This is a genomic window from Desulfocicer niacini, assembly GCF_054657595.1.
Genome location: NZ_BAAHYK010000008.1, coordinates 1 through 16,394 on the forward strand (window position 1 = coordinate 1; position 16,394 = coordinate 16,394).

Consider the following 16,394-nt stretch of genomic DNA (forward strand, 5'->3'; position numbering starts at 1 on the left):
AGACCCTCTGATAATGGGGGTATCATCTCCAGGGAACTCATATTTATCAAGCAATTCCTGGAGCTCCATCTCAACCAGCTCGATAAGTTCTTCGTCGTCCACCATGTCGCATTTATTGAGAAACACAACAATGCTGGGCACACCCACCTGACGGGCAAGCAGAATGTGCTCACGTGTCTGGGGCATGGGACCGTCATCGGCACTTACCACCAGAATTGCACCGTCCATCTGGACAGCACCGGTGATCATGTTTTTAATATAGTCGGCATGGCCGGGACAGTCAACGTGGGCATAATGACGGTTTGCCGTTTCATATTCCACATGGGCCGTTGCAATGGTAATACCCCGCTCACGCTCTTCAGGGGCCTTATCAATCTCATCAAAGGGAATATAAGTGCCATGACCGGCAAGGGCAGCGTGCTTGGTGATCGCAGCAGTAAGCGTGGTCTTGCCATGGTCAATGTGCCCGATGGTCCCGATGTTGACATGCGGCTTGGTCCGCTCAAATTTTTCTTTAGCCATTTTAAACAGATCCTCCCTGGTGGGGTGGAGCCCATGAACGGATTCGAACCGTTGAACCTCTTCCTTACCAAGGAAGCGCTCTACCTACTGAGCTACATGGGCAAATTCCACTTGAGTAACTACACTGAAGCTATTTATCATCTTGAAGATATCAAGAACAAGGTGTGGAGCGGGAGACGAGGTTCGAACTCGCGACATTCAGCTTGGAAGGCTGAAGCTCTACCAACTGAGCTACTCCCGCATCTTTGACTGCAGCCAATAAAACACAACGACTGAGACATTGAAGCATACATTCTATGCAGTATGCGACCCCTTTTGACCTTGAGATCTCCTACACGAACACATAAGTGGTGGTGGGGGGAGGATTTGAACCTCCGAAGGCTGAGCCGTCAGATTTACAGTCTGATCCCTTTGACCACTCGGGAACCCCACCATTACTTTTGGAGCCGATACCCCGAATCGAACGGAGGACATTCTCATTACAAGTGAGATGCTCTACCTACTGAGCTATATCGGCATCATTCGCAGCAAGTCTGCCTTGCGAAAGACCCGGGGATAATAGCAGAGCACCCCCCATCTGGCAATCCTCATAAAGATCGATTAACAATCATAAATGACTATCGCAATTAAATATTTACCATTTTGCTTTATTTACACCCAAATACTTTTTTATCCTTACGATTTTGATATTTTATTCTTTTTTGGATTTTTTCAACATAAACCATACCCCCTTTCAAGGCATGTGATGACTCCCGTATTTACTTGACACCCTTATTTTAATTCGATAACTAAGATAGCTGCAGCATGATAATTTATAGGGTTTAGTCACGATATCTGCCACACTGGTGTGGGAACAGTGCCGTTCCCGGATATTTGCATAAACCGACAGGGCCTAAGTTATATAAACCACCAGGGTCTGCCGGGATTACGACCAAACCTTTATTTTCAGTACACCTTCAACTCAATTTTATTCAAACGATCCATTCACTGCGCTTTCAAACAGGAACCTACTGCATGGTCAAAGCTAAGATTCAGGATTGTACATACCGCAGCGTATTACACCATAACATCTTTAACATCTTTGGATTCGGCAATCCTAAAATCAAGTAATGACATTGCACTACATTGAAATGAAGATGATATCATGATTAAAAAAAATATTTCTTTGGCTTTAACTTTGGTAGTCATGGGCGGCAGCCTTTATCTGTCGGGGTGCGTACACACGCCAAATACAACTTCCACTGCTTCTGTTGACCCAGTTTCCGCCCATCCGGGACTCAAACCATCTGCACTGCATAAACGCTTTCTAAAAAATATCTCCAATGATGAAAATGAGACTGCCCCGGTTTTGGAGGAAGAGCACCAGGAGATTTCCCTGATGGGCACCTCGGAAATCAAAGCAGATTCACCCACCTGCCGTGCGGTCCAGGAAGGTATTGATCATGCCCTTGAACTGTGTGAGTCTGCCCAGAACTTCTGGGAAGCAGGCGAACTTGAAAGCGCCCTCAATGAGCTGGACATTGCATATGCCACCATTTTGGACCTTGACATCGAGGAACAGGCAGAACTAAATCAGCAGAAAGATGATGTGCGCTACATGATTGCCAAACGTATTCTTGAAATACATGCTTCCCGCCACATCGTAGTTAACGGAGCGCACAAGGCCATCCCCCTTACCCTCAACGACCATGTGAAAAAAGAAATTACCAGACTTTCCGGGCCTGAGAAACAATTTTTTATTCGATCATTAAGAAGAGCAGGACGTTATAGACCTTACATTGTAAGTGAATTTAAGAAAGCCGGTCTTCCAGAAGAACTGTCCTGGCTTCCCCTCATAGAAAGCGGCTTTAACGTTGTTGCCCTTTCACCTGCCAGAGCCCTGGGACTGTGGCAGTTTATCCCCTCTACTGGTTACAAATTCGGATTAAAACGCAACTATTTCATTGATGAACGCCTAGACCCTGAAAAATCCACCCGGGCGGCCATTGCATACCTTTCCGAGCTGCACAATATTTTCGGTGACTGGGCCACAGTCCTTGCCGCATACAATTGTGGAGAGGGACGAGTATTGAGAACCATTCGAAAACAAAAAACAAATTACCTTGATAATTTCTGGGACCTTTACGAGAAACTACCCCGGGAAACGGCACGCTATGTTCCCCGTTTTCTGGCCACCCTCCACATTATCAATGATCTTGAAAAATATGACATTGATCCCGGTGAAATCGAAAATCCCATCCCCTACGAGGTCTTTTCGGTAAAAAAACAGGTACGACTGAAAGACATAGCCGCTGCCATGGATATTCCCTTTGAAAGGTTAAAACACCTGAATCCGGAATTGCGGTACGCACTGTTACCCGATGAAACCTATGATCTCCGAATTCCGCTGACTAATGCTGATCAGTTTCTGGTAAAATTTAACACCATCAAACAATCCAGAACCTCAGCGGGCCCCGAAAAATATGTTTACCATCGAATCAAAAGGGGAGAAACGCTATCTTGCATTGCCAAAAACTATGGCACCAGCATTAAAATTCTTGCAAAGTCCAACAAAATCTCCACACGGGCTGTACTAAAAATAGGCCATGTGCTAAAAATTCCGGCCGGCAGCGTCAGCACCATTTCCAGGGTTGCCGGGAAATCGCCCAAAAGCACGCGTAAAACCATTCACTATACGGTAAAATCCGGCGACAATCTATGGATCATTGCAAACACCTATGGAACCACCACAAAAAATATTCAGATGGCAAATCACCTGCGATCCACAAAACTTCACATCGGCCAGAAACTAACCATTCCCGGTGTGACTGTCACCGCAAGGAACAAGAAGAAAAAAACAGCGGCCTACCGGGTACAATCAGGAGATAATCCCTTTACAATTGCCCAGAAATATAATATGACACTGCAACGTCTGCTTTCGCTGAACCACCTGACCTCAAAAAGCAGAATATATCCGGGTCAGAAACTTCTTGTGGAATAACAACCCCCACGCCCCCGTAGCTCAGTGGATAGAGCATTGGATTCCTAATCCATGTGCGCAAGTTCGATTCTTGCCGGGGGCACCATCCCTTCTATTTCGGAAAACATGTCTCAAGACCTTATAAAGCCTGAATTGCTGGCACCTGCCGGGAATTTTGAAAAACTCGAAGTCGCCATCCATTATGGAGCGGATGCGGTGTATCTTGGCGGAAAGGACTTCAGTCTTCGAAACCTCACCCACAACTTCACCGACACCCAGATGGCCGATGGCATTGCCTTGGCCCATGATCATGGGGTAAAGGTATATGTGGCCTGCAATATCTACTCCCGAAACTATGAGCAAGACCAGTTGGCCAGTTTCCTTGAAACCATTGCACAAATGGGGGCTGATGCGGTAATTATTTCTGATCCCGGCATTGTCTTTCTTGCCAGAACACTCATTCCCCAAATGGATATTCATCTGAGCACCCAGGCCAATACCACCAATTACAATGCCCTTAACTTCTGGAAACAGGTGGGTGTTACCCGGGTAAATCTAGCCCGGGAACTGACCCTCGGGGAAATCAGGGAAATCTCCAGCCAGAATATTCTGGAGACAGAGACCTTCATCCATGGTGCCATGTGCATCTCTTATTCCGGCCGATGCCTTTTAAGTAATTTTCTCACCCGACGAGACAGCAACCGGGGGGCATGCAGCCATCCATGCCGCTGGACTTACCGCCTGGAAGAGGCCCAGCGCCCAGGCCAGTACCATCCTGTCATGGAAGATGAAAGGGGATCTTATATTTTCAATTCCAAGGACCTGTGCATGATTGAGCACATTCCAGAACTGATTAGTGCGGGCATATCTTCCCTGAAAATTGAAGGGCGCATGAAGGGCATCAGCTATCTTGCAGCAGTGGTTAAAACATACAGAGAGGCCATTGACACCTGGGTTGAAAGTCCGGAAACCTTTCATGTCAGTTCGCAATGGAAAAAAGAGCTGGGGCTTGTGTACCACCGGGACTACAGTACCGGATTTTACTTTGACGACCCCGATGCAATCGTACCCAACTATGCCAACAATCACACAGGTTTGATTCATGCATTTATTGGTCGTATTTTATTTTGTACGCCTGAAGGCCAGATCACACTGGATGTGAAAAACAAAATTTCCCCGGGGGACACCGTGGAAATTGTAATCCCCCGGGGAAAACCGGTGCAAAGCCGTGTGAAGGCAATAATCGATCTAACAGGCATCCCCATTGCCCATGGTCAGCCCAACGCCCGGGTAACTCTGAAGCTTGAGCATACCGGACATCCAGGTGATATTATTAGAAAAACTAACCCTAAATCCTAAACATCAGGGGTGGATCATCTAAAGGGCTCATTCCCATTTTCCAGGCATTGGTGTAACGATGGGAGTCAATGCCGAGTTGAGGAGCGACCTCAACTCGGCATTAAGTGCGCCGCAGGCGCACTTAACAAAAAGTTCATCAGCATGCGAAGCGTGTCTGTTGCAACGTCTGGTTGGAAGGCAAGCGCAACGACTCCTTCCAAATAAATTTTTACCCCAAATTATGAATAAATCATCTTAAAGGGAATGGGAGGATATTTATCCACCCCGGGCCGGGGAAGAATCTGTTCCAGTGACACCGTCAACCAGTTGGTATCCGGGTTCAACTCACGCAGTCGCCCCCCCTCAGGGGGCAGGGCATGCGCCGTGTAATCATAATTGGCATTAAAGATGCATACCAGATGTTTTCCCTCCTTGGCAATGGCATAATTTTTGGTGAAACTGTTCTGGGAAATCATGGCACTTCTGGCAATATCCACCACCACATCCCGGGGAAATTTTGCCAGCACAAATTTTGAAAGTCCATTTTCCCCCAGTTTCAACAATGCCCGGGATTCGCTGCTGCCCACATATACGGTTTTAATCCCCCTTATCTTGCGCAGGTACTGGGCCGCCACAATGGCGGCTGTCCGCCGCCCCCCCGCCATCACCGGTATTCCATGATATTCAAAAAATTTCTTCTGAAAATTTTCTGCGTACTTATCGCCTTTTTCATAGAGGTCCTTTGAAATATACCGAAGGTAAATGGCAAGATCCTCTGCGGCATCGGCAATGGGCCAGTCAATGCGCACATGAAAATGGGTCAGAGCATAACGGTTTGTGGAATTGACATCCCGCTGGATAAGAAGGGCATAATCCACCGGCAGCAGGGACTTCATGAAATCAAAAAAACCATCACACTCCAGAAACTTAATATTCCGATGAAACTCCGTAACACTTGGAAATTCCTTGTGCTTGATCAAATTAGTCTTGGTGGTTTTATTGATATCAAAAAAACGAATATATTTTTTATGCTGATCATCAATGCCGTCTTCAAGGAACAGAATCAGAAATGAATTCTGGAATTCAAACTCCACACTTGGTATCCTTGCCCGGGGTTTCATCTCACGGGTCTCAACAAATGGATACCTTTGGTTTTCCCGTATGAAATTCTGGTAGGAGTCCACAAGGGAATATTGAATGACAAATTGATCCATCTCATCCCGAAGGACCTGATAATATGATCGGCGAAGCTTTTCATCCCGACTCAACGCATCTCTGGGGCAACAGAATTCCATGTTATACCTTACCCGCTTCCTCCAGGGCCGTCACAGCTGGCAGTGCACGTCCCTCCATGAGATGAAGAAATGCACCTCCCCCCGTTGAAATATAATCCATTTCCGCAGCCACCTGGCACACATTGACGGCCAGTCCAGTATCCCCCCCCCCCACAACGGAAAATGCCTGGGACAAGGCAATTGCCCTTGCTACCCCGCAGGTGCCGTCACAGAATCGTTTCATTTCAAAAACCCCCATGGGTCCATTCCAGACAATGGTGCCAGAGGATTCAATGGCCCGGGAAAAAAGGGCAATTGTGTCAGGTCCGATGTCCATGGCCATCCAGTCCAGGGGAATTTTGTCCACCGCAACTGTTTTTTTATCGGCATCCTTATCAAAGGCAGAGGCCACCACCAGATCAACTGGCAAAAGACATTGAACCTTCCTGGCCCTGGCTTTATTAAGAATGGCTCCTGCAGTGGCCACAAGGTCTGCTTCCACAAGAGATGCTTCCATGTCTATTCCCTGGCTCTTTAAAAAGGTATTGGCCATGGCCCCCCCGATGATAAGGGTATCCACATGGTTAAGGAGATTCTCCAGGGTGGCAAGCTTGCTTGACACCTTGGCACCGCCCACAATGGCGGTGAGGGGGCGACGGGGGGCTTCCACGGAATTTCGATAGCAGGAAATTTCCTTTTCCAGCAGAAAACCGGCGGCGGAGTCTTTCACAAGGCGAGGAATCCCCACCACCGAGGCCTGGGTTCTGTGGGAGACGGCAAATGCCTCATTGACAAAACAATCACAAAGGGATGCAAGTTCCCTTGCAAATTCAGGGGCATTAAACTTCTCATCTTCATGGAATCTTAAATTTTCAAGCAGGATAACTTCCCCGGGGGCCATGTTTTCCACTGCGGCACGCACCTCCGGCCCGATGCAGTCATTGAGAAATTTCACCGGTTGTCCCAGAAGTTCAGCCAGTCGTTGTGCCACCGGTGCAAGGGAAAATTCCGGCAAACGTTTTCCACCGGGTCGCCCCATGTGGGAAATTAAAATAATACGGCTGTTTTTTTCCAACAGATAATGAATCAGGGGAAGGGTGGCCCTTATTCTATTATCATCTGTGATAACCTGGTGTTCATCCAGGGGCAGATTGTAATCCACCCGCACCAGCACCCGTTTACCTGGCAATTGAAGATCTCTTACTGATTTCATTTTTCTTTTCCCAAATCCATCTGTTGTCTATGAAGTTCTTTTTTCCGGGACCAGCGCTGAAAAAAACCAATATTACCGGCCTTTTCTCCCCGGGCCACCATTTCATGTTTTACACCCAATCCCCCGGTCCCTGACATGGCCAGTTTCAGGCATTGGGTTTTATGGGGACAGCTGAACATACACTGGTCGGGGGTCTCCCGTAATCCATGGCAGCCCATGGGAAAAACCCGTTCCAATTGTCCAAAGCATTCCGGCAGATTTTTTTTTTCTGCATCTTCCTCAGCCATTTTGTTCAAACTCCCTGTTAAATTCGGCAATGTAGCCCTGCTCAGCAAAACTATAAAACCCACTTCCCCCGGTGATCACATGCTCATGGACGGTGATACCCACATACCGCAGGGCAAACACCAGCCGTTTGGTAATGGCAATGTCCTCCGGAGAAGGCGACACATCCCCGGAGGGGTGGTTATGGGCAAAAATAATTGCGGCTGCCCTGTGTTCCAGGGCCTTTATAATAACCTCCCGGGGATATACGGCACTCATGGTCAGGGTTCCCTTAAAGAGAATTTCCATGGCAGTCACCCGGTTTTTGGCATCCAGAAAAATCCCGGCAAACACCTCCCGGTTTTTCCCACCTATGGCATGGGCCAGATAGGTTTTAAGATCCTGGGAATTGCCAATGATATCCCCCTGGACCACCTGGGAGGCAAGGTAACGATCCGCCACCGCCTTTATCAGGCGAAGGCCAAGAATATTGGAAGGCCCAATACCCTTTACCCGGGCCAACTCTTCGGGATTGGCTTCAAAAACCCCCTGGAGGGTTCTAAAGCGTTCCAGAAGTTCCTTGGCCCGGGCTTTGCAGTCCTGACGGGGAGTGTTCAGTGTCAATAACAGCTCCACCACCTCGTAATCCAGAAATCCCGTCAGACCTGCATTGAGAAAGCGTTCCCTCAGGCGTTGCCGATGGCCCTGCCCTTTATGACTGTTCTGTATCTCCCTGGTCATTATCTTCATGATCCGGCAGTGCCCCATCCGGCTCACTGTCTACATCCTGGTAGGAATCCCGGATTTCATGCTCCATAAGTTCATCTTCTTTCTGGTCTTCGGGAAGCCTTGCCGCAGCAATGAGCTGTTCCTGGGCAGCAAGATTAATCAGCTTCACCCCCTGGGTATTACGACTGATCACTGAAATGCTGCTGATGTCTGTGCGAATGAGTTTACCCTTGTCTGTGACCAGCATCAGTTCATCCTTATCCTCCACCAGCAGAAGGGCCACCATCTGCCCGTTGCGCTGGGAGGTTCTGATGGAAAAGACCCCTTTGCCACCCCGGGTCTGGCATCGATACTCTTCAATGCTGGTGCGCTTGCCATAACCGTTTTCCGTCACCGTAAGAAGGGTTTCCCCGTGGCTTAAGGCCTCCATGCCCACCAGTCGGGAATCTTTGTCACCAATGCGCATACCCCGGACTCCCATGGACCCCCGGGCAGTGGAACGCACCTCGTCCTCATGGAAACGAATGACTTTTCCTTCATTGGAACCCAGAAAGATATCCATGGTTCCATCGGTGATACGGGCGGCAATCAGCTCATCATCTTCAGCAAGTTTAATACCGATGAGTCCCCCGGACCGCGGTCGGGAATAGGCCATGAGATCGGTCTTTTTCACCCGGCCCTTCACCGTTGCCATGACCACATAACTGTTTGGGGTAAATTCGGGCACGGTCAATATGGTGGCAAGTTTCTCCCCTTCATCCAGATTCAACAGATTGACAATGGCCTTGCCGAGACTGGAGCGACTGGCCATGGGGAGCTCATATACTTTGGTCTGGTACACCTTGCCCATATTGGTGATGAAAAGAAAGGTATGATGGGTGGATGCCACAAAAAGATGTTCCACAAAGTCATCTTCCTTGGTGCCCATGGCCATTTTACCTTTGCCCCCCCGGTGCTGGGTGGCATAGAGGGTTATGGGATTCCGCTTGATATAACCACTTCTGGAAATGGTGACCACCATATCTTCTTCTGCAATGAGATCTTCAATGTTGATGTCACCGGTGCTCTCCACAATGCGGGTACGCCGTTCATCAGAGAACTCTTCCTTGAGGGTGAGCATCTCCTCACGAATAATTCCTCGGACCACCTGATCACTGGAAAGGATTTCCTGGAACCAGGCAATGTCTTTTAACAGGGCAGCATACTCCTCATCAATCTTATCACGCTCAAGACCGGTGAGTCGCTGGAGGCGCATGTCCAGTATGGCCTGGGCCTGGACTTCCGACAGGGCAAAAGTAGCCATGAGTCCGTCCTTGGCAATTTCCGGAGAACGGGAACCCCGGATAAGGGCCACCACCTCATCGAGATGATCCAGGGCGATTTTAAGTCCCTCAAGGAGATGTGCCCGTTCCTGGGCTTTTCTCAGGTCGAAACGAGTTCTTCGAACAATGACATCTTTACGGTGCTTGACAAAATGTTCCAGCAGCTCCTTGATGGTAAACAGCTCTGGACGTTTATTGACCACCGCAAGGAAAATAATGCCGAAACTGGACTGCATGTTGGTGTGCTTGTACAGCTGATTGATGACCACCTCGGAGAACTGGTCTTTTTTCAGGCCGATGGCAATGCGCATGCCGTCACGGTCGGACTCATCCCGCACAAAGGATGCCCCTTCAATCACCCGGGTTTTCATGAGTTCTGCAATCTTTTCCACCACCCTTGCTTTGTTCACCTGGTAGGGCAGTTCTGTGACCACAATGGTTTCCCGGTTGGTCTTTTTATTTTCCTCCACATCAATCTTTGCCCGCATGACCACCACCCCGCGACCGGTGTGGTAGGCATCATGGATCCCCTTTTTGCCAAATATCATGCCAGCTGTGGGAAAATCGGGTCCGGGAATGTGGGTCATGATCTCAGCAATGGAAATGGCAGGATTATCCAGAAGGGCAATGATGGCATCTGCCACTTCATTGACGTTATGGGGGGGGATATTGGTGGTCATACCCACGGCAATACCCGAAGACCCATTTACCAGAAGCGCCGGAAACCGGGTGGGCATCACCGACGGCTCCTCCATGGTTTCGTCGTAATTGGGAATCCAGTCCACCGTTTCTTTTTCAAGGTCGGCCAGCATCTGATGGGCCACCTTCTTCATACGGATTTCCGTGTACCTCATGGCCGCCGGAGAATCACCGTCAACGGAACCGAAATTGCCCTGGCCGTCCACCAGGGGATACCGCATGGAAAAATCCTGGGCCATGCGGACAATGGTGTCATACACTGCGGAGTCGCCGTGGGGATGATACTTACCAATGACATCACCCACCACACGGGCGGATTTTTTGTAAGGTTTATTCCAGTCATTGCGCAACTGGCGCATGGCAAACAGCACCCGACGATGGACGGGTTTAAGACCGTCCCGCACATCGGGGAGGGCTCGGCCGATGATGACACTCATGGCATATTCGAGATAGGATTGCTTCATCTCCTTCTCGATGCTTGTCACATTGTTGTCTTGGTTTATCATTCACTGTCCTTTAAGCACTTTACAACTGATATTAACAATTATTCGACCACGACCTTGAAAACGTACCATTTAACGGAAATTTTCCAAGCTTTCCATGATATCAAAATTTAAGCAGCAGGCCAAGCAATCCCCGACAAAAACAATAAAAAAAACGAAGCGTTGCCTCAAAGGCGGGGGAGACGCTGCCTGGCTGTGCGTGCATGTTCAGCAACGGGGAAACACGGGGAAAAACACAACACATGTAAGATGAACGGCAAGGATGGGGGGGTGGCTTTTTCCAACAGTATACGGCACTGCCACCGGGCCCTACTTTATATGAAACGGGATACCGCTTTCATCATCACATCATTTTATGCCGGAGCCAGGGGAAAGAAAACCGACAGATTTAGAATGGAGGCAACTGCCAGGACATGGGACAGCGTAAGGAAGGGAACCATAAAGCAGGCGCTGTCTGCAACACAAAAACATTAAAAATCATTCACTTCAAGGCATTGTCGAGCCATGTCGGTATCAGATACCGTGTTGTTAAAACATCCGTGGCCCAAAAGAACATCATGTATCCTCTGGTTCCGGGAAGCATTCAGGAAAAGGGGGCGTTCATGGCCCCCTCCCTGGAAAAATCGACAACTGCCTTCTGCCCATGGTAAAGGCAAACTTATAAACAGTTTACATCATAACTATTTATGACCGATACAGCCAATGGCTGCCAGTAAAAGCACACATTCATAAATAATAACCTGAACAAAACTGCCGAAAAAATGATAAACAATGCCGCCGCCGATGATTGCCGGAACGGCGGAAAAAATCATGATACCCAGTTTCCTGCTGATATCCATAGCTTAAAGTTCCCCTTGTTATTTAATCCGCACCCGTTATCGTTTAGAAACATTGTGTTTTTTATCATCACAAAGGCTTCAAGTAAAGTGGAAATTAGCGTTCGATGATCATGGCCATGCCCATGCCGCCACCAATGCACATGGAAATAATACCCGTGGCGTAGTTCTTCCGTTTCATGAGGTTGATGGCCGTGACCATCTGCCGGGCACCTGTACATCCGATGGGGTGCCCCAGAGAGATACCACTTCCCAGCTCATTGGGTTTTTCCACATCAATATTAAGTTCCCTCATGCATCCGATGGCCTGGGCGGCAAAGGCTTCGTTAAGCTCCACCAAATCAAGGTCTGCCATGGTCATTCCGGTACGGGAAAGTACTTTGTTAATGGCAGGAACCGGTCCCAGTCCCATGTAGGCAGGATCAAGACCACCGGCGGCAAAGGATTTTATCCGGGCTATTTTTTCAAGGCCCATGGCATCGGCTTTTTCTTCACTCATGAGCAGCACCGCCGCCGCACCGTCATTGATACCGGATGCATTACCCGCTGTGACACTGCCGTCCTTTTTAAAGGCCGGTCGTAATTTTGCCAACTTTTCCATGCTGGTTTCCATGGGACGCTCGTCTGTATCCACCACCACTTCTTTTCTGCGGGACATGTAGGTCACGGGAATAATTTCTTTGGCAAAGGTGCCGTCCTTGATGGCTCCCAGGGCTCGATTATGACTCAAAAGGGCCAATTCATCCTGTTCCTGACGGGTAATGCCGTACTTTGCCACAATATTTTCCGCCGTCAAACCCATGTGATAGCCATAGAAAATCTCATAGAGGCCATCAAATACCATAAGGTCGTAGATATCGCCGGTACCGGTGAGCTCCATGCGGTGCCCCCAGCGTGCTTTGGGAAGCGCCATGGGGGCATTACTCATGCTTTCCTGGCCCCCGGCCAGAACCACATCGGATTCACCGGTCATGATGGCCTGGGCACCGAGAGCAATGGCTTTAAGGCCTGAACCACAAATTTTATTGGCAGTGAAGGCAGGAGTATTCCGGGGAATACCCGCAGCAATCATGGCCTGACGTGCCGTATTCTGTCCCTGGCCAGCCTGAAGCACATTACCCATAATAACTTCATCAATGTGCACAGGGGCGAGGGTATCATCATAGTCATAGCCTTTTTTTTCAAGATCAATTTGCCCCTGATCTTTGAGTGCTTCCGGGCCGAATGCCTTTTCGGACGCATCCGCTTCGGGTCGCAGCCCCACCCGTTTTAGAACCGATTTCATCACCGTGGCACCCAGTTCAACAACAGACACACTTTTCAAAGAACCACCAAAAGATCCAACAGGTGTCCTGACACCACTTACGATCACGACGTCTTTCATATTTCTGTCTCCGATGTGTTGATATTTTCCCATATAAACGGCATCCTGCCGGTCGACATTCCCGGCAACATCCAAGGGGAAATATATTTGTCCCGATGGCGGTGTTCCAAAAGATTTTACCCGGAATCCCGGCCATCACCTGATACGATTATCACCAGAGTCAATACCAAAATTGCACAAAACATACAAGGAATTACGGGCATTCTCAGCCATTCTAATTATGAATCTCTTTTATTCAACAAGGGTGACTAAGGTACTGAATCAATCACGAATACAAACATCACTTATCCCTAAGGGCTATCCATGCATCCAGACGTTGTTTGACCGTTGCCTCATATCCCCGGGCAGTGGGTTTATAGAAACAGCAATCCTTCAGTTCCGGAGGAAGGTACTGCTGGGCAACATACCCATCCTGATAATCGTGGGCATACCGATATCCGGCACCATACCCCTGCTCCTTCATCAGCCGGGTGGGGGCATTTCTAATATGCATCGGTACAGCAAGGCTACCCGATTTTTTCACTTCCTGCCGAACAGCTTTTCCCGCCATATATACACTATTACTCTTTGGTGCGGTTGCAAGATAGATGGCTGCCTGACCCAGGGCATCATCCCCTTCAGGATGCCCCAAAAATTTAAAGGCATCAAGGGCATTCAAGGCAACGGTCAAGGCGCCGGGATCTGCAATCCCCACATCCTCCACGGCAAAACGCACCATTCTTCGAAGAATATAAAAAGGATCTTCTCCGGCACAAAGCATCCGGGTCAACCAATACAGGGCACCATCCGGATCACTGCCTCTGAGACTTTTATGAAAGGCGGAAATAAGATTAAAGTGCTGATCCCCACCTTTGTCGTAGCGTAGAGCCTTTTTCTGAACCGCCTTTTCCACATCCCCCAGGCTGACATTAAGGGGCATTAATGGCCCCATCTTGCGTTCACCCGGATTCCTGTGACGGACAAAAACAGCGGCGGCCTCAAGATTTGTCAAGGCAATACGAACATCGCCATCGGCGGCCGATGCAATGTGATCCAGGGCATCCCCTGAGAAATCAAGATTCATGGCACCAAGCCCACGCTCCCGGTCAGCCAGCGCCCTCTCAAGAATTTGCCGTATCTGATGATCAGCCAACGGCTTGAGAGGTACCACCCGACATCGGGATACCAATGCCGGAATCACTTCAAAGGAGGGATTTTCCGTGGTGGCGCCCACCAGTATGATGGTTCCTTTTTCAACATGGGGAAGAAAGGCGTCCTGCTGGGCTTTGTTAAATCGATGAATTTCATCCACAAACAAAATGGTGCGCCGGGCATGATACCTTCGCTGTTCTCCGGCGGTCTCGATCACAGCCCGGATATCTTTTACCCCGGAAAGCACGGCTGATATCTGAAGAAAATATGACCGGGTTTCACGGGCAATGATGCCGGCAAGGGTGGTCTTACCACATCCGGGCGGTCCCCACAGGATAATGGAAAACAAACGGTCATTGACGATGGCACGACACAGCACCGTATCGGGACCCACGGCATGTTCCTGCCCCACAAGTTCGGCAAGACTTCCTGGACGCATGCGATCGGCCAGGGGCGCATGGGCCATATCTTTCCGGTTCATGTCGGCATCAAACAAATCCATTTTATGACTTCACCCCATCCCGGGCTCTTTTTCTTCGTTGCTGCTCCACACGTTCTTTTTTTCGCCGGGTATGGATTTTCGATTTCTTGGCCGTGTAACGTTTTTCCACAAGGGTTTTCCCGGTAAATTCCAGTTTTCCCGTTTTTTCCCGGAAATATAAATTTACGGGGGTTTTTTCCAGCTCCGCCATTTCACGTATCTGGTTGATGAGATACCGCTTGTAAGAAAAATGCACCGCTTCCGGATAATTTACAAAACACACAATGGTGGGTGGTTTCACCGACACCTGGGTTGCATAAAAAAACTTCAAGCGTTTTCCCTTGTGCAGGGGAGGTTCTGTGCGGTAAATGGCATTTTCAATAATGCGATTGAGCAGTCCGGTATTAATACGATAATTGTACTCTTCATAGATGCCTTTCACCATGGACAGAATCTTATGGGTTCGCTGGCCTGTCAGGGCCGAAATGGTGATGGCCGGGGCAAAGGACAAAAACTTGGATTTCATGCGAAGATCTTCCATGAATGTCTTCTGATCCTTTCTATCCGCCTCCAGAAGATCCCATTTATTCAACACAAAAAGTGCGCCGCACCCCCTGTCATGGGCATATCCTGCAATGGTGATATCCTGGTCAGTGACCCCCTCATTTGCATCTATTAAAATCAGTGCCACGTCACAGCGATCAAGGCTTTTCAGGGCCTTTAAAATGGAATACTTTTCAATGCGCTCACGCACCTTTCCCTTACGTCGAATCCCCGCCGTATCAATGAGACGAAAGGTGGTTCCCTCTTTTTCCAGGGTCAGATCAATGGCATCCCTTGTGGTGCCCGCCTTTTCACTTACCACAACTCTTTTTTTACCAAACAGGCGATTGATCAGGGAGGATTTTCCCACATTGGGCCGTCCGGCCACGGCGATGCATATTTCCCGATTTCCGGCGTCATCCTGTGTTGCATCGTATGGGTCAAACAGGGTTTCATCGGTGAGCACGGAAACAAGCTCATCCATAAATGTGGGAACCCCCACCCCATGCTCGGCGGACACCGGAAAAAATCGGTCCATTCCCAGAACAAAAAACTCAGAAAGGTCTTCCCGCTGGCGGTTGTTCTCGATCTTATTGATCAGATAGAAAACCGGTTTATCGGTTCTTCTGAGAATGTGAACAAGATCCTGATCAAAGGGGGAAACGCCCCCCCGGCCGTCCAGCACCAGCACGATCACATCGGCTTCTTCCACCGCTATTTCAACGTGCTCCCGGATTTCAGTGGCAAATTGATCCTCATCGTCCACAAGAAAGCCCCCGGTGTCCACCAGGGTAAAGGCAACATCATCCCACTGGGCATCGGCATAATGCCGGTCTCTTGTCACCCCGGGGAAATCATCCACAAGGGCATTACGAGATTTTGTCATTCGATTAAAAAGGGTTGATTTGCCCACATTGGGCCGCCCCACAAGGGCAACAATGGGTTTCATTATGTAGAACCTCCGAAGTTAAAACAAGACACGCCATGATCCTCCGGGGACAGGCTTTTCCCATAAAAACCCGTATCAGCATCGGAGGTGGAAGGGCTCGGCAGTCGCCAGAGTCGTCGGCTTCATTTTCTGATATTGAAAGGCACCGCTTTCAATGTCAAGCAAACCGACCATCGTCGTCGCCCAGGTCCCCTTGGAAAGAGAAATCAGATCATGGAATATTTTACTATTGGTTATGTGGTTAAGG

General features: G+C 49.0%; 13 protein-coding genes and 5 tRNA genes. 4 read left to right on the forward strand and 14 right to left on the reverse strand.

Annotated elements, in window-relative coordinates:
* The 5 genes from ACYQ2M_RS05565 to ACYQ2M_RS05585 all read right to left on the reverse strand — a co-directional run.
* A partial coding sequence (locus tag ACYQ2M_RS05565; protein ID WP_459915337.1) for a GTP-binding protein occupies positions 1-522 on the reverse strand: 522 nt, incomplete at its 3' end.
* A gap of 25 nt (positions 523-547) precedes the next feature.
* Positions 548-624 (reverse strand) — tRNA-Thr (locus ACYQ2M_RS05570).
* A gap of 63 nt (positions 625-687) precedes the next feature.
* Positions 688-763 (reverse strand) — tRNA-Gly (locus ACYQ2M_RS05575).
* 107 nt (positions 764-870) lie between these two features.
* Positions 871-955, reverse strand: a tRNA-Tyr gene (locus ACYQ2M_RS05580).
* An 8-nt stretch (positions 956-963) separates the two neighbouring features.
* Positions 964-1,039 (reverse strand) — tRNA-Thr (locus tag ACYQ2M_RS05585).
* A 627-nt stretch (positions 1,040-1,666) separates the two neighbouring features.
* Here ACYQ2M_RS05585 and ACYQ2M_RS05590 point away from each other — a divergent pair.
* The 3 genes from ACYQ2M_RS05590 to ACYQ2M_RS05600 all read left to right on the forward strand — a co-directional run bounded on the left by ACYQ2M_RS05590 (position 1,667) and on the right by ACYQ2M_RS05600 (position 4,840).
* Complete coding sequence (locus ACYQ2M_RS05590) at positions 1,667-3,502, forward strand: LysM peptidoglycan-binding domain-containing protein (RefSeq protein ID WP_459915338.1); 1,836 nt, start codon at positions 1,667-1,669, stop codon at positions 3,500-3,502.
* 10 nt (positions 3,503-3,512) lie between these two features.
* A tRNA-Arg gene (locus ACYQ2M_RS05595) sits at positions 3,513-3,587 on the forward strand.
* Positions 3,554-4,840 carry a peptidase U32 family protein gene (locus ACYQ2M_RS05600; protein ID WP_459915339.1) on the forward strand — a complete coding sequence of 429 codons (1,287 nt, stop codon included), beginning with the start codon at positions 3,554-3,556 and terminating at the stop codon, positions 4,838-4,840. The genes ACYQ2M_RS05595 and ACYQ2M_RS05600 overlap by 34 nt, the downstream gene beginning before the upstream one ends.
* 218 nt (positions 4,841-5,058) lie before the next feature.
* Here ACYQ2M_RS05600 and ACYQ2M_RS05605 read toward each other — a convergent pair whose 3' ends face one another.
* Genes ACYQ2M_RS05605 through gyrA form a run of 5 tightly spaced genes read right to left on the reverse strand, consistent with a single transcriptional unit; the run spans position 5,059 to position 10,826 of the window.
* Entirely contained in the window at positions 5,059-6,114 is a 1,056-nt protein-coding gene (locus tag ACYQ2M_RS05605; protein ID WP_459915340.1) for a hypothetical protein, read from the reverse strand.
* A 1-nt stretch (position 6,115) separates the two neighbouring features.
* A complete protein-coding gene (locus ACYQ2M_RS05610) occupies positions 6,116-7,306 on the reverse strand; it encodes a phosphoglycerate kinase (protein WP_459915341.1) in 1,191 nt (396 codons plus the stop codon).
* Positions 7,303-7,593 (reverse strand): hypothetical protein, encoded by a 291-nt coding sequence (locus tag ACYQ2M_RS05615; protein ID WP_459915342.1) that lies wholly within the window; start codon positions 7,591-7,593, stop codon positions 7,303-7,305. The genes ACYQ2M_RS05610 and ACYQ2M_RS05615 overlap by 4 nt, the downstream gene beginning before the upstream one ends.
* Positions 7,586-8,320, reverse strand: coding sequence for a RadC family protein (gene radC / locus ACYQ2M_RS05620; protein ID WP_459915343.1), 735 nt, complete (start codon positions 8,318-8,320; stop codon positions 7,586-7,588). Before radC ends, ACYQ2M_RS05615 begins: the two co-directional genes overlap by 8 nt.
* Positions 8,283-10,826, reverse strand: coding sequence for a DNA gyrase subunit A (gene gyrA, locus ACYQ2M_RS05625; RefSeq protein WP_459915344.1), 2,544 nt, complete (start codon positions 10,824-10,826; stop codon positions 8,283-8,285). Before gyrA ends, radC begins: the two co-directional genes overlap by 38 nt.
* Positions 10,827-11,236: 410 nt before the next feature.
* Here gyrA and ACYQ2M_RS05630 point away from each other — a divergent pair, with 410 nt between their 5' ends.
* The gene (locus ACYQ2M_RS05630) at positions 11,237-11,473 is read left to right on the forward strand and encodes a hypothetical protein (RefSeq protein ID WP_459915345.1); all 237 of its coding nucleotides are present in this window, start codon (positions 11,237-11,239) and stop codon (positions 11,471-11,473) included.
* A 30-nt stretch (positions 11,474-11,503) separates the two neighbouring features.
* On the opposite strand, the gene ACYQ2M_RS05635 is transcribed toward ACYQ2M_RS05630, so the two are convergent.
* From ACYQ2M_RS05635 to der, 4 genes are all read right to left on the reverse strand, one after another.
* Positions 11,504-11,662, reverse strand: a complete 159-nt coding sequence (locus tag ACYQ2M_RS05635) for a hypothetical protein (protein WP_459915346.1) — start codon at positions 11,660-11,662, stop codon at positions 11,504-11,506.
* A 94-nt stretch (positions 11,663-11,756) separates the two neighbouring features.
* A complete protein-coding gene (locus tag ACYQ2M_RS05640; protein ID WP_459915347.1) occupies positions 11,757-13,043 on the reverse strand; it encodes a thiolase family protein in 1,287 nt (428 codons plus the stop codon).
* A 280-nt stretch (positions 13,044-13,323) separates the two neighbouring features.
* Positions 13,324-14,676: a replication-associated recombination protein A gene (locus ACYQ2M_RS05645; RefSeq protein WP_459915348.1), complete on the reverse strand. Its 1,353-nt coding sequence runs from the start codon at positions 14,674-14,676 to the stop codon at positions 13,324-13,326.
* 1 nt (position 14,677) lies between these two features.
* Complete coding sequence (gene der, locus ACYQ2M_RS05650; protein ID WP_459915349.1) at positions 14,678-16,147, reverse strand: ribosome biogenesis GTPase Der; 1,470 nt, start codon at positions 16,145-16,147, stop codon at positions 14,678-14,680.
* Positions 16,148-16,394: the final 247 nt, after the last annotated feature.

Excerpts from the sequence above, each read along its gene's own strand:
- ACYQ2M_RS05590 (WP_459915338.1), top strand. The coding sequence starts at position 1,667 with ATGATTAAAAAAAATATTTCTTTGGCTTTAACTTTGGTAGTCATGGGC.
- ACYQ2M_RS05600 (WP_459915339.1), top strand. The coding sequence starts at position 3,554 with ATGTGCGCAAGTTCGATTCTTGCCGGGGGCACCATCCCTTCTATTTCG.
- ACYQ2M_RS05605 (WP_459915340.1), bottom strand. The coding sequence starts at position 6,114 with ATGGAATTCTGTTGCCCCAGAGATGCGTTGAGTCGGGATGAAAAGCTT.
- ACYQ2M_RS05610 (WP_459915341.1), bottom strand. The coding sequence starts at position 7,306 with ATGAAATCAGTAAGAGATCTTCAATTGCCAGGTAAACGGGTGCTGGTG.
- ACYQ2M_RS05615 (WP_459915342.1), bottom strand. The coding sequence starts at position 7,593 with ATGGCTGAGGAAGATGCAGAAAAAAAAAATCTGCCGGAATGCTTTGGA.
- radC (WP_459915343.1), bottom strand. The coding sequence starts at position 8,320 with ATGAAGATAATGACCAGGGAGATACAGAACAGTCATAAAGGGCAGGGC.
- gyrA (WP_459915344.1), bottom strand. The coding sequence starts at position 10,826 with ATGATAAACCAAGACAACAATGTGACAAGCATCGAGAAGGAGATGAAG.
- ACYQ2M_RS05630 (WP_459915345.1), top strand. The coding sequence starts at position 11,237 with ATGGGACAGCGTAAGGAAGGGAACCATAAAGCAGGCGCTGTCTGCAAC.
- ACYQ2M_RS05635 (WP_459915346.1), bottom strand. The coding sequence starts at position 11,662 with ATGGATATCAGCAGGAAACTGGGTATCATGATTTTTTCCGCCGTTCCG.
- ACYQ2M_RS05640 (WP_459915347.1), bottom strand. The coding sequence starts at position 13,043 with ATGAAAGACGTCGTGATCGTAAGTGGTGTCAGGACACCTGTTGGATCT.
- ACYQ2M_RS05645 (WP_459915348.1), bottom strand. The coding sequence starts at position 14,676 with ATGGATTTGTTTGATGCCGACATGAACCGGAAAGATATGGCCCATGCG.
- der (WP_459915349.1), bottom strand. The coding sequence starts at position 16,147 with ATGAAACCCATTGTTGCCCTTGTGGGGCGGCCCAATGTGGGCAAATCA.